Annotated in this window: 11 protein-coding genes; 6 read left to right on the top strand and 5 right to left on the bottom strand. The window is 69.3% G+C overall.

Features of this window, described 5'->3' with window-relative positions; genetic code table 11:
* Window positions 1-74: 74 nt before the first annotated feature.
* Window positions 75-2729, bottom strand: a complete 2655-nt coding sequence (gene alaS, locus KJ554_05975) for an alanine--tRNA ligase (GenBank protein ID MBU0741887.1) — start codon at window positions 2727-2729, stop codon at window positions 75-77.
* 138 nt (window positions 2730-2867) lie between these two features.
* Here alaS and wecB point away from each other — a divergent pair, with 138 nt between their 5' ends.
* The 6 genes from wecB (at window position 2868) to KJ554_06005 (ending at window position 9436) form a co-directional block, all read left to right on the top strand.
* Window positions 2868-4004 (top strand): UDP-N-acetylglucosamine 2-epimerase (non-hydrolyzing), encoded by a 1137-nt coding sequence (gene wecB / locus KJ554_05980; protein MBU0741888.1) that lies wholly within the window; start codon window positions 2868-2870, stop codon window positions 4002-4004.
* A complete protein-coding gene (locus KJ554_05985) occupies window positions 4001-5440 on the top strand; it encodes a hypothetical protein (protein MBU0741889.1) in 1440 nt (479 codons plus the stop codon). Before wecB ends, KJ554_05985 begins: the two co-directional genes overlap by 4 nt.
* A gap of 2 nt (window positions 5441-5442) precedes the next feature.
* Window positions 5443-6816: a sigma-54 dependent transcriptional regulator gene (locus KJ554_05990; protein ID MBU0741890.1), complete on the top strand. Its 1374-nt coding sequence runs from the start codon at window positions 5443-5445 to the stop codon at window positions 6814-6816.
* A gap of 239 nt (window positions 6817-7055) precedes the next feature.
* On the top strand, window positions 7056-7517 hold the full coding sequence (locus KJ554_05995) for a hypothetical protein (protein ID MBU0741891.1): 462 nt from the start codon (window positions 7056-7058) through the stop codon (window positions 7515-7517).
* A 55-nt stretch (window positions 7518-7572) separates the two neighbouring features.
* Window positions 7573-8661 (top strand): hypothetical protein, encoded by a 1089-nt coding sequence (locus KJ554_06000; GenBank protein MBU0741892.1) that lies wholly within the window; start codon window positions 7573-7575, stop codon window positions 8659-8661.
* A 349-nt stretch (window positions 8662-9010) separates the two neighbouring features.
* Window positions 9011-9436 (top strand): hypothetical protein, encoded by a 426-nt coding sequence (locus KJ554_06005; GenBank protein ID MBU0741893.1) that lies wholly within the window; start codon window positions 9011-9013, stop codon window positions 9434-9436.
* Between the two features lie 59 nt (window positions 9437-9495).
* On the opposite strand, the gene KJ554_06010 is transcribed toward KJ554_06005, so the two are convergent.
* From KJ554_06010 to KJ554_06025, 4 genes are all read right to left on the bottom strand, one after another.
* On the bottom strand, window positions 9496-10338 hold the full coding sequence (locus KJ554_06010) for a YaiO family outer membrane beta-barrel protein (GenBank protein MBU0741894.1): 843 nt from the start codon (window positions 10336-10338) through the stop codon (window positions 9496-9498).
* The gene (locus tag KJ554_06015; GenBank protein MBU0741895.1) at window positions 10335-11243 is read right to left on the bottom strand and encodes a hypothetical protein; all 909 of its coding nucleotides are present in this window, start codon (window positions 11241-11243) and stop codon (window positions 10335-10337) included. The genes KJ554_06010 and KJ554_06015 overlap by 4 nt, the downstream gene beginning before the upstream one ends.
* The gene (locus KJ554_06020) at window positions 11212-13074 is read right to left on the bottom strand and encodes a hypothetical protein (GenBank protein MBU0741896.1); all 1863 of its coding nucleotides are present in this window, start codon (window positions 13072-13074) and stop codon (window positions 11212-11214) included. Before KJ554_06020 ends, KJ554_06015 begins: the two co-directional genes overlap by 32 nt.
* On the bottom strand, window positions 13056-13693 hold a 638-nt coding region (locus KJ554_06025; GenBank protein ID MBU0741897.1), incomplete at its 5' end, for a polymer-forming cytoskeletal protein. The genes KJ554_06020 and KJ554_06025, both read right to left, overlap by 19 nt.

Raw genomic sequence — 13693 nt, forward strand, 5'->3', positions numbered from 1 at the left:
GGTACCTGTACCCTGGAGCTATCGGCAGCCGGGAAGGTGAGCTTGAGAGGGAATGAGCGGAAATACGGGCCGGATCAGGCCAATGCGTCCCGGACGGCCTCGGCGGCCAGTGCCAGCGCGGGATCGATGGCCTCGGAGCCCGGCAAACCCGCCTGGGCCGTGCCGGGGCGCCCGCCGCCCCGGCCGCCAACCTCGGCGGTGATGGCCTTGACGAGGTCGCCGGCGTGGAGGGTCTTGGCGTCGACTAGGTCGGCGGTGACGGTGACCAGCAGGGTGGCCTTGCCCTCCCACTCCGCCGCCAGGGCGACGACGCCGCTGCCGAGCAGATCACGCGCGCGGTCGCCCAGCTGGAGCAGGGCGTCGCGGTCCTCCGCGGCCACGCGGGCGGTCAGCACGCGCACGCCGCCGATCTCGGCGGCGCCGGCGATCAGCTCTTCGAGGGAGCCGGCCGCGGCCTCGCTGCGCAGGCCGCGCAGTTCGGCAGCCAGGGTGTCGCGCTCGGCCAACAGACCGGTGACGCGCTCGACGAGGTCTCCGTCGTGGTGCAGGGCGCCGCGCACGGCGGCCAGCGCGGTACGTTCAGCGGCGGCCAGGGCCAACGCCGCCTCGCCGGCCACCGCCTCGAGCCTGCGTATGCCCGCCGCGATGCTGCCCTCGGCGGTGATGCGGACGGGACCGATGTCCCCGGTCCGCGACACGTGGGTCCCGCCGCAGAGCTCCAGGGAGAAATCGCCGCCGGTGCCGGGCACCTCGATCATGCGCACGGTCTCGCCGTACTTCTCGCCGAACAGGGCCATGGCGCCGCGCCGGCGGGCCTCGGCCAGGGGCACGCCGTCGTGAACCAGGACCTCGCCGTTGGCCAGCACCTCGCGGTTGACCAGCCGCTCGACCGCGGCGATCTCCGCGGCGGTCATCGCCTTGTCGTGGTGGAAGTCGAAGCGCAGCTTGTCCGGACCGACCTCGCTGCCCGCCTGGGCGACGTGATCCCCGAGAACCCGGCGGAGCGCCGCGTGCAGCAGGTGCGTGGCGGTGTGATGCCGCATGATGGCCACGCGATCCTCCGAGACACGGAGCGTGACCGCGTCGTTCTCCGCCAGCAGCCCCAGCAGCTTGTCGGCGCCGGCGTCGACCAGCGAGACGGGACCCGTCTCGTCGGCGACTGTGGTCAGGATCTCGAGCTTCATGCCGTCGGCCAGCTCCACCGTGCCGCCGTCTCCCACCTGACCGCCGGCCTCGGCATAGAAAGGCGAGCGGGCGAAGAGCAGCTGGGAGCTGTGCGCGCCGGCGGCGCGCACGCCGACCACCCGGGTCCGCTCCTCGCGGGACCCGTAGCCGGTGAATTCGGCGCGGCAGGCGGCGGGGTCCTCTCCGGCGCGCACGGCGCGCCAGGGTCCCACGCCGGCCCGGAACGCCCGCTCCTTGCCGCTCGCGGCGCGCTGGCGCTCCATGCAGGCCGCGAAGCCGGCTTCGTCGACGTTCAAGCCGTCCTCCTCCACCAGCACGCGCGTGAGATCCAGGGGGAAACCGAAGGTGTCGTGCAGCTTGAAGGCGTCCTCGCCGGAAAACCGCCCGCCGCCGGCGGAGTCGCGCATCTCGGCGTAGACCTGCAGCCCGCGGTCCAGGGTGAGGTTGAACCGCTCCTCCTCGCGCCGGATCGTCCGCAGGACCCGGTCCTGCCGCTCGACCAGCTCCGGATAGGCCGCGCCCATCTCGCGGACGACGACCTCGGCCGCCCGCCAGAGGAACGGCTCGCGCAGGCCGAGATTGCGCCCGTGCCGCGCGGCGCGGCGCAGGATGCGGCGCACCACGTAGCCGCGCCCGTCGTTGCCGGGGACGGCGCCGTCGGCGATGGCGAAGCAGACCGCCCGCGCGTGGTCGGCGATGACCTGCATCGACACGCGGTCCTCGCCCGCCGGGGCGCGTCCGCTCAGTTCGGACATGGAATCGATGATCGGCGTGAACAGGTCGCTCTCGTAGTTGCTGCGCACCTTCTGGACCAGCGCGACGAGCCGCTCCAGCCCCATGCCCGTGTCGACGCTCTTCATGGGCAGCGGCGTCAGCTTGCCCGACGCGTCGCGGTCGGACTCCATGAAGACGTGGTTCCAGATCTCCAGCCAGCGGTCGCAGTCGCAGACGCCCAGGGTGCAACCGTCGGGGTGGTCGCAGGCCATGTCGGCCCCCTGGTCGTAGTGGATCTCGGAGCAGGGGCCGCAGGGGCCCGTGTCGCCCATGGACCAGAAGTTCTCGTCGTCGCCCTTGTCCAGGTCGCCCAGCCGCATGATGCGCGAGGCGGGCAGGCCGATGTCGTCGCGCCAGATGGCGTAGGCCTCGTCGTCGTCCCTGTAGACCGAGGCCCACATGTTGGCGGGATCCAGGCCCATGTCCCCGGTCAGGAATTCCCAGCCCCAGACGAGGGACTCCCGCTTGCCGTAGTCGCCGAAGGACCAGTTGCCCAGCATCTCGAAGAAGGTGTGATGACGGGCGTCGCGGCCCACCTCCTCCAGGTCGTTGTGCTTGCCGCTGACGCGCATGCATTTCTGGCAGGTGGCCACGCGCACGTAGTCCCGCTTCTCCATGCCCAGAAACACGGACTTGAACTGGTTCATGCCGGCGTTGGCGAAGATCAGGGTCGGATCGTTCTCGGGCACCAGGGAGGACGACGCCACCACGGCGTGGTCGCGGTCGGCGAAGAACTCGAGGAAGCGGGCGCGGATCTGCTGGGCGTTCAACGTGCATCCTTCCACCGGACGACCCCTACCGGCCGACCGTCGTGCCGCAGGTCGATGACCAATTGCTGGGCTTCTCGCGCGGGAGCGGCTATTGTAAGCACGCATCATCGCAAAATCAACAACACGCGCGGGGGTCGCATGAACAGGATATCGCTGATCTTCGGCACGCGCCCCGAGGCCATCAAGCTGGCCCCGGTGGCCCTGGCCCTGCGGGAGGCGCCGGACCTGGCGTCCCACATCTGTGTCACGGCCCAGCACCGCAGGATGCTCGACCAGGTGCTGGACGTCTTTGCCCTGACGCCCGACGTTGATCTCGACCTGATGCGGCCCGACCAGCCGCTCGCGGACCTCACCTCCCGCGCGGTCACCGGCATCGACGCCTACCTGCGCGACCACGGTCCCGACCTGGTCCTGGTGCAGGGCGACACGACCACGGTGTTCTGCGCGGCCCTGGCCGCCTTCTACCGCGACATCCCCGTGGGGCACGTGGAGGCCGGGCTGCGCACCGGCGATCTGCGCGCGCCCTTCCCCGAGGAAGCCAACCGCGTCCTGACCACGCGCCTGGCCGACCTGCATTTCGCCCCCACCGGGACCGCCCGCGACAACCTGCTGCGCGAGGGCGTGCCGCCGGAGCGGATCCACGTCACGGGCAACACGGTGATCGACGCCCTGCGCCTAGCGCTGGCGCGCGTGCGCCGGGAACCTCCCGCGGTCCCCGGCCTCGCGGCGGATCTGATCGCCGGCGAGCGCCCCCTGGTGCTGATCACCGGTCATCGCCGCGAGAACTTCGGCGCGGGATTCGAGGCGGTCTGTCGCGCCCTCGCGAGACTGGCGGCCGCCTTCCCCGACCACCTGTTCGTCTATCCGGTGCACCTGAATCCCCACGTCCAGGCCCCGGTCCACCGGCTGCTCGGCGATTCCGACAACATCCGCCTGATCGATCCTGTGCCCTACCTGCCCTTCGTGCGGCTGCTGGATCGCTGCCGGCTGATCATCACCGACTCGGGCGGCGTGCAGGAGGAGGCGCCCGGCCTCGGCAAGCCGGTGCTGGTGACGCGGGCGAAAACGGAACGGCCCGAAGCGGTCGCCGCCGGCACTGTCCGCCTGGTGGGTACGGACGAGGAAGCGATATTCGCAGAGGCGACCCGCCTGCTCGGGGACGAGAACGCCCGCACGGCGATGGCGAAAACGGTCTGTCCCTACGGCGACGGCCACGCGGCGCCGCGAATCGTGGATATCTGTCGGCGCTTCCTCTCGGGAGGGGGCCGCGCATGAGCGCCGCGGCGTCGGGCCCGACACCTGTTCGCGTGCTGATGGTCTGCGCGGCCCTGGCCATCCTGGCCATCCTGTTGATCTACATGTCACATCGCGACGCCAGCAGCCGCGTGGACCAGGTCGAGGCGCTCATGGTGTCGCAGGCCGGGGCCATCGCCGACGTCATCGCCGTGAGCAGTCTCCACGGCCTGGAGGCCTACAACCTCTACGACAAGGAGCTGCGACGGAATGCGGCGGAAGCGTCCGGCGCCGTACGCGATCCCGGCGCCGCAGCCGCCGCGACCGACAGCCTGGCGGCGGCCCGCGCGAAGCTCGGCCCCGGGCACCTCATCAGGACCCTCGGCGCCGGCCACGGCGTCCGCTACGTGGTCATCCAGAACGAATACGGCATCCTCGCCGCTTCGGGGGACGTCACGGGATTCCCGCTCCCAGGCGATGACCCCGGACTGCGCCCCCTGGCCGAGGGCGCGGAGCGCATCACGCGCGAGTACGAATCGCCGGCGGGAAAGGTCTTCGAGGTCGCCCGTGTGGTCTCGCTGGGCAGTCCGGGAGACGTGCTGCTCAGAATCGGCCTGGACAATTCGATCCTGGACGACGTGCGGGGAGACATTCGCCGGCGCACCCTCATGCGCGCGATCGTCCTGCTGTTCAGCGTGATCCTCGCGTCGTCGCTGCTGATGGCCTGGCAACGCCAGAGCACCCTGAGCCGGGCCGTCACGCGCATCGAGCGCGAACTCCGCGCCAGGGAGGCGGAAGCGCGCCGGTCCGAGAAGCTGGTGGCCATGGGCGCGCTGGCGTCTGGGGTTGCGCACCAGGTGCGCAACCCGCTCAACGCCATCCACATGATCGCACAGAGGCTCGTCCGCCGCGACGACGTTACCGCGGACGTCAGGGAACAGGCGGGGCTCATCAGGAACGAGAGCGCCAGGATCGAGGAGATCGTGCAGCAGTTCCTGGATTTCGCCTCCCCCCGGCAACCCGCGCTGAAGCCCATCGCCCTGGGCGAGGTCGTGCGCGAAACGGTCGACACGGCCGCCGCAGCCTATTACGGTGACGGCATCGTCTGCGATACGCGCATCGCCGACCTGGACGCCGAGCTGGACCGCGACTTCGTCCTGGAGATCCTGGAGAACCTCCTGCGCAACGCCGCGGAAGCCCTCGCCGGGTCCGGCACGCTGCGCGTGTCCCTGACCCGGGACGAGAACCAGGCGCTGCTCATCGTCGAGGACGACGGCCCGGGCGTGCGTCCCGAGCACCGGGACCGGGTGTTCGACCTGTACTTCACGACGCGCCCCGATGGCACGGGTCTGGGCCTGAGCCTGACCGCCCAGATGGTCGCCGCGATGGGCGGCTCGATCGCGCTGGCAGAGCCTTCCGCGTTCCCGGGCGGTGCCCGTTTCGAGATCCGCTTCCCCCTGTCTAGGAGTTCCAGGTGAAGATCGGCGTCATACTGGTGGTCGACGACGAGGCCGGACAGCGCGAAACCCTGGCCGGTGTGCTCCGCGACCGCGGTCACACGGTGCTCGAGGCGGCCGACGGCGCCGCCGCCCTCGCGTTGCTCCGGCGCGAGTCGATCGACCTGCTGCTGACCGACATGCGCATGCCCGGCCTCTCCGGTCACGAGTTGCTCATCGAGTGCCGGGAACTCAAGCCCGACGTGCCGGTCGTCGTGATGACGGCCTACGGAACCGTGGACGTGGCGGTGGCCGCCATGAAGTCGGGCGCCGCGGATTTCCTGACCAAGCCCATCGACCTCGATCAGCTGGAGATCGTCGTCGACCGCGCGCTGGCCACCCGCGAACTCGTCCGCGAAAACCGGGCGCTGAGACGCAGGCTCGAGGAGAGCATCGGGGGCTTCCGCTTGCTGGGCGGATCGGAGGCCCTGCGGGACGTCCTGTTGCGCGCGGGGCGCACGGCGGAAACGGACGCCACGGCCCTGATCCTCGGCGAGAGCGGCACCGGCAAGGAACTGCTGGCCAGATCGATCCACGACCTCGGCAAGCGGTCCGCAGGCCCATTCGTGGCCGTCAACTGCTCCGCCCTGCCCGAAACGCTGCTGGAGAGCGAGCTGTTCGGTCACGTCAGGGGAGCCTTCACGGGCGCCGACCGCGACCGCATCGGCCGCGTGGAGGCGGCGCGGGGCGGGACGCTCTTCCTGGACGAGATAGGCGATCTCTCCCCGGCGGTGCAGGTCAAGCTGCTGCGTTTCCTGCAGGACCAGGAATACACGCCAGTGGGCGACGTCCGACCGCGCCGGGGCGACGTGAGGGTGCTCGCGGCCACTAACCGCGACCTCCCGGCCGCCATCGCCGACGGATCATTCCGCGAGGATCTCTTCTACCGTCTCAACGTGGTCAACCTGGTCTTGCCCCCGTTGCGCGAACGGCGCGAGGACATCCCCGAACTCGCCGCCCACTTCCTCGAGGTGTACGCCCGGCGCTACGACCGCCGCGCGCGCACCTTCAGCCGCGAAGCCATGGACTGCATCATGTCGCACCCGTTCAAGGGCAACGTGCGGGAGCTCGAGAACGCGATCGAGCAGACGGTGGTGTTGACCCGCGGCGAGGTGATCCATCGGAACGATCTGCCCGCGGCCCTGTGCGGCCCCGACAGGGCGGATCACGAACTGCCCGACGCTTCGATGGTCCGGGGCGACCTGAACGATTTTCTCGTCGGTATCGAGCGGAAGATCGTGACCGAGACGCTGGCCCGCTTCCACGGCAACCAGAGCGATACGGCCCGACACCTTGGTCTGACCGAGAGCGGGCTGCGCTACAAGCTGAAGAAATGGCGGGACGCCCGGAAGGGATGACGCCCGCGCGGCGCCCGCAGGAATCTGCGAAGCGGAGCCCCCGCCCTCGTCGATGTCTGCGAACCGATCCCGAACGTACACGGCCCGGCCGCCGCCCTGGTCCTGTATCTTGCCTGGATGATGTCGGTTACGCGCATAGGCCACGTCACTCCCGAACCGGCACGCGGGTTGCAAATCGGCGCGCACGGTGGCGACTGACAATGGTGCCCAGCACCGTGAGCCTCAAAGGAGATCGGATCATGAATCGTACATTCTTCCTGCTGGCGGTCGTGGCCGCTTTGGTCCTGATCGCAGCCGCGGCCAACGCCCAGGGCTTCGGACCCGGCGAGGGCCAGGGCGAGGGCGTCTGCAACTTCATCGACGAGGACGGCGACGGGTTCAACGACCTCGCACCCGACGCCGACGGCGACGGCATCCCCAACGGCCTCGACCCGGATTACGTCCGGCCGGCCGACGGCACCGGGAACCAGTTCGGGGCCGACCACCAGAGCGGGCTGTTCTGTCGGAGTTTCGGCGAGGACGCCATGGGCCTCATGAATCGCTTCGGTTTCTCCTACGGGCCGGGCGACGGCTCGGGTGACGGAGACTGCCCCGGCGACGGCACAGGTTTCGGTCCCGGCAGCGGGACGGGCGAGCACGACGGCAACGGTCACGGCCAGGGTGACGACACCGGCGGCAGGCACGGCCGGCACGACCACTGAGCCCGACGGCGGGAACGGCCGGCCCGTTCCCGCGCCGTCGCCGCAGGAGACCCCATTGAACAAGGCGATCGTCATCACTTCTCAATTCGTCGGGATGCTACTCTCGACGATGGCGATCGCCTCCGACATCCACGGTCGGTTCGACATCGGGAGCGGCTACACCGAGCACCCCCTCGGGCTCCGGAACGACACGGCGGCCGGCTACCTGAACGGCGTGCTGTTTCTCAGCAACTCTCTGGCGACCGATACGCACATGGTCAAGTTAGGCTATGAGGGGACTGCCACCCTGTTCGGACAGGAAACCGACCTCGGCTCGCGGCGTCACGCCCTGGGCATCGAATGGCACCACGGAATGGGGAGTAGGCGCGACGGCCTGAGCGCGGGCGTCCAGGTCTCGACCCGGAATCACGACGGCTACTACGAGATCTACGACTACGCCGAAGGCTACGGTTACTTCGCCTTCAAGAGCTACCTCGACGAGCGGACCCTGGGGCGCGGCTATGCGGCCCTGCGCATCCGCAGATACGGCGACCTGCCCGAGGAGAGCTACGTCGAGCCCCACGCCCATCTGGAATTGCAGCGCTATGCGGAGAGCCGCACGACCCTGGGCCTGGCCGTCGACTACGGCGTCAAGATCTTCGACGACGCGTCCGCGCCGCGGATCTGGGACACCCCTGACACACCCGCCACCTCCCAGATCGCGGCGCGGCTCAATTTCGCCCAGGGTATATCCGATCGGGTGGCGTTGCGCGGCTGGATCGGGAGCCTGTGGAACCTTTCGGACTTTCCCCACTACGTCAACGACAACGTCTACGACAGTCCCGTGCTGGACCACTACGCGTACGACGGCCTGGACTCCCGGCTCATCCTGAAGATCCTGGGCCCCGTGCAGACCTGGCTCGAGGTGGGCGGATCCTGGGGCCGGCACGACTACGGCGAGATGCTCTTCGCGAGCGAGGGAGGCGGCTCGGTGCGCGAGGACGATGTGGCGACTGTCTTCCTGGGGGTCGAACGCAGGCTGGGCGGCGGTCCGATCGATCCGCGGCTGCGGCTCCATCTCGGCTGGCGGGACCAGGACTCCATCATCCCGAACTACGACTACGCCGGATCCTATTTCACATCCTCTCTCTCGTTGGATTGGTGATCGGGTTCTGGGGCGGGACGGTCCGCATCCGGCTCAGGGACTCGATCTGCAGATCCACCTCGACATGGCAGCCGAGTGAGGATCGGCATGAATTCACAGCGTGTTGCTCAACCAGGTTATCGTGCCTCGCAGAGAACCACGCCCCACGGTTCACGCCATCGTAGTCCTTTGCGGGCTGCCCCTGACTGCACACCCCCGCCACCGCCTCGCAATTCATTAACATCATGATATATATATAGTTACTGAGCATCCATGTTTCGGATACGACGTGGCACATAGGTTGCAACATGCACTTGCGAAGCTTCAAAACAACAGACTCGCCCAATCAATCGAAACAAGGAGAGCAATCATGAAGCGTAATCTGAGCCTGCTGACCCTTCTGGCCGCCATCGCCCTGATGGCTACCGCGGCGAGCGCCCAGGGCTTCGGCCCCGGGCCCGGCGACGGCATATGCAACTTCATCGACGAGGATGGCGACGGGTATAACGATCTGGCCCCCGATGCCGATGGAGACGGTATCCCCAACGGCGTCGATCCCGACTACGTCTCCCCCATGGACGGCACCGGCAACCGTTTCGGTGCGAACAGGAACATCGATACCCTCAGCAAGATCTTAGGTGTGGGCAACATGGGCGGCGCTGGCCGTTACGGCGTCGGCGACGGCACCGGTGACGGCACAGGTCCGGTCGACGGTACCGGCTTCGGACCGGGCACCGGCGATTGCATCAATGATAAGACCGTCGTTCCAGGCAATCGGCTAGGACTTCGTCGCTAGGATACAACGATCAGACGGGGTCGGCCTGACCGGCCCCGTCATTCCATCAGGACCATGGATCAGAATTCCAGGAACGCCCCCGCGCCCAGACTCACCTTCTCGTAGCCGTCGATGCCCGTTCCCAGGTCCAGGTAGCCGGCCTGGAGCTTCAGGCCCAGACGGGGACGCAGCCAGCGCTGATAGTTCACCGCCAGTTCGACGAAATCGTGATCCACGGGCTGGGCGGGCGAGATCCAGGTCGCGGTGTAGCGTTCCTGTCCCAGGGTGAGGTTGGCGAAGAGCCAGGCCCGGCCCTCCTCCCCCCAGCCGCAGGAGAAGAGGTGCTTCCAGCCGACGCGGTCGCCCGGAGCGCTGACCGTGCGGGTCAACCGGTACTCCGCGATGACCGGTCCTTGCCAGACGCGGGGACCCGCCGCCACGTACCAGTCCTCGTGGGCGTCGTAGTCCTCGAGCCAGCCGGCGGCGACCACGGCGATCACCGGCCCGGCGTTCAGGTAGAAGGCGTGGTCCCAGCGGTGGCGCGGCAGGTAGTGCGAGCGGCCGCCGCTGGTGAAGGCCGTGTACGAGTAGACTCGCCCGGTCCAGTCCGCGTAGGCGCCGACGGTCAGGCCGGCGTCGCTGTCCTCGCGCTCGAACAGGCCCGCCTGCACGAAGGGCGTGAGGCGCGGGATGGTCCGCACGTAGAGGGTGGCGGTGGCCGTGTGCCAGTTGCCGTAGAGATCGCCGGGACTCAGCAGATCGGCGGTCAGGTCCAGATCCAGCCGGTAGTCGGGATCGCCCCTGGCCCGTATCCAGTCCGTGACCGTCTCGGTCGCGGCCGCAGCCGCCCCGGCCAGGGCGATCGCCAACGCCAGCACGGCCAACGCCGCCGCCGCTCGCTCTGTGCGCTTCGTGTCAATCACTGTATCACCCGCTCCCGCGTCAATTCGATGATGGTGCGCTCGCTGGGAGACATTTCGCCTCCCCCGCGCGGATCGTACCTCGCGGCGAACTCCCGCCACAAGGACCCGGCCGGTTCCCCCCCCGCCGGGACCACCCCGTACAGGACGGGGAAGAGCTGGGCGAGCGCGTCCGGATAGTACGTGTCCCACGACGCGGCGTGCACCACGCCGTCGCTCTCGGCCCAGTGGAACCGGTGGGTGGCCGGATCGTAGAGCCGCGACATGATGGCCTGGCGCAGGCGCTCGGCCGCCGCCAGGTAGCGCGGACCCGCGTCCCGGCCCAGGCGCCGCTCCAGCGCGGACCAGGAGATGAGCCCGCCGTAGGACTCGCAGTTGTCCATCAGGTAGTGCGTGCCGTCCGCGGGGGATACGCGCATCAGGCCGTCGTCGTCCTGCAGGGACAGCAGCAGGTCGGCCACGGTCACGATCTCCGAGAGGCGGGCGGCCATGAGCGCGGCGTCGCCGCTGGCCTGCTCGTAGGCGTCGAGCAGGATCAGGAACGTGCCCGCATAGGCGTCCGCCGAATCGTACCGACCCGTGGCCCGCTCCCGGTTGCCGTGATGCACGTCGTAGTCGTCTATCGTTCCCGCGCGTCCGCCTCCCCCCTCGACGTTGAGATGGTCCAGGTACCACGCGATGTAACGCGCGACCTCGTCCAGGTGGCGACCATGTCGACAGAGCGACACGGCGTAGAGATTGGCGAAGTAGGGCCGCACGAGCTGCGGACTCGGGCCGACGGGCTCGAAACGGGCCACCACCGCCAGGGCGGCGTGCCGCTGCGGACCCGCCGCGCATCCCGCCAGGAGGATCAACGACACGATCCACGATGCGCACTCAGCGCCGGGTCGCCGCGAACTCGATCTCATCCAGGTCCTCCGTGACCACGAGTACGGTCTCCCACTCGTCCACGAGCCGGCGGCAGCCCGGCGGGGTCTCCACGCTCCAGCGCGCCCGCGGCAACGCAACCGCCACGCCCGCCAGGCCCTGCGCGTTCCGCAAGCTCAACACCGCCGCCTTGTCCGCGAGCGTCACCGTGAAAGCGGTGCCCCAGGCACGGCGCAGGTAAACGGCGCACTCCGCCATGGTCCGCACGCGCAGCTCCCCGGCGTCCTGCAGGGCCGAGAGCTCGTCGTACCAGCTCGCCAGCGCCGGCCGGTAGTCGAGGTCGTGCGTGTACTTGATCAGGTTGTACGGGTGCGCGTAGACCATGCGGATGGTCCGCTCACGCCGGCAGTAGTCGGACACGGCGGAGAGCCAGGCCAGGACCCCGTCCGCCGGCAGGGCCAGCCGATCGTCCATCTCCGCCGGCGAGGCCAGCCCGCCGCGCGGCATCACCGGAAAGGCGATCAGGCTGCGCGACAGCATCGCGCCCTCCCAGAAAGAACGGTTGGGCGCGCCGCCGGAATCGCCCGTGTAGTAGTAGCACTCGAAACCCAACTTCTCGAGCAGCGGCGTCATCAGCGCGGGGGGATGCACCCCCGCCGGCGCCGAATACTCGCGCACGGGCCGGCCCGTGATCTCCACCAGGCAGGCGTTGTTGCGACTCACGTAGGCCGCGATGGAATCGGCGTCCCAGACGCCGCTCTGCACCGCGGCGGCGAACTGGTTGTGAATCCAGCCGCCGTGGGAGCCGATCTCCCCAATAGACTGCAAGCGCTCTATATACGGCCGCCCCTTCCCGCAGGCCTCGAACCCCTGCCCGTCGCCAGGCCGGTTGACCGACGGGCCCGCGCAGACGTGGTACGAACAGGGCAGATCGCCTCGGAGCAGGCCGTGGGCGGACATGTCGTCGAGGGCGGTCCTGTCGTCCGCGAAATCGAGGTGCCAGTTGATCACGACGGCACCCAGTCCGTCCGGAGACGGCACCAGGTGGGGCAGGCCGACGACCCGCTCCGTGAACGTGCGCAGCAGCGAGCGCAGCGGCAGGTCGTCGCCGTGTGCCTTGAGGTGGCCGAGCGGCAGGTTCACGTACATGACGGCGCCGCGTCCCTCGCCGCGCACCGTGATCGCCGGATGCTCCCCGGCCGACGCCCCGGTGGTCCACGCCAGCACCCTCGTCCGCTCGCCGGGTCGTGCCGGCTCCAGCCGGCTGAGCGCGATGGGGTAGACCAGGCGGCCGTAGCCGTAACCCGTCAGGTGGAGATCCTCGTCCAGCTTGCCCGGGGGGATCTGGCAGAACGACGCGGACGCCGGATCGACGAAACGGATGCCGCCTTCGGCATGGGCGCGCTCGCCGATCCGGGCAGCGTCGGCGTGTTGCACGCCGGTGTGACGGGAGAGGAAGCTGCGCGGCAACAACGCGCCGGTCTGGCTCATGATGCCGGCATCGTGGATCACGGCCAGGGCTCCCCCGGCCGCCAGGTACGCGTCCAACCATGTGGCGAAGGACGAATGCAGCCGGCGGCACAGACCGTCCGGCAGGATCACCGCCGGCACCGTGGCGGCGAGCGCTTCCGGCGGCACGTCGCGCAGGGTGTAGAGATCGACGGCCGCGTGGGGAATGCCCTCCTCCTCCAGCACGCTGAGATAGGCATCGAGCACGTAACCGTGCTCTTCGCTCAGGGCCGGGTTGTACGCGACCAGCACCTGGAGGGTCGACGCCGCGGACATCCGCGCCGCCTTCCGCTCGGAGATAACGCCGCTGAGCAGGACCGCCAGACAGGCGAGCAGGACGAGAGTCAGGAAGAACCAGCGCATGCCACGCGCCCCCGTCCGTCGGTGAGGATGTAGCCGTGTACGGCCACGCCGGCGCCCAGCCGGATGTCCTTCTTGCCGATCAGCGTCTTGCGAGCGCCGGGAACCCCCACGTGAGCGCCCGACGCCAGACTGACCGCCGCCTGGGAGAAGACGTTGCCGTGCACCGCCGCCCCTTCCGCCAGGATCACGTCGCCCTCGGCGAAGACGTCGCCCCAGATCGCCGCGCCCCGCTCCAGGCGCAGGGTCCCGTAGACACGGGCGGTATAGGCGAGAACCGCGCCGGCGGCGATCGTCAGATCGCCCTTGACCACCAGCGGCCGCTGGAACTCGTCACCGGGCGAGACGGTCAGGTCGTTGCGATGGACGTGGGCCAGGTCCTCGATGGTGCGGATCTCGTCGACGTCCAGGTAGGGCGGAGAGCGATCAGGCACGACCCGTGCGCCCGGCTCCCCGCCGTCACCGAGGCCGGGGGCGCCGGTCGTGGCCACCGGCGAACCATAGAGGCGGGAGAACACGACGCCGTCGGCCAGGGTCAGCGATCCGCCGGCCGCGGCGCTGACTCCCAGGATGCAGCCCGGTCCCACCGTGACATCCCCGTCGGCGTCCAGCCAGCGCCGCA

This window comes from bacterium, from assembly GCA_018814885.1.
In the GTDB taxonomy this organism is placed as follows: Bacteria; Krumholzibacteriota; Krumholzibacteriia; order LZORAL124-64-63; family LZORAL124-64-63; genus JAHIYU01.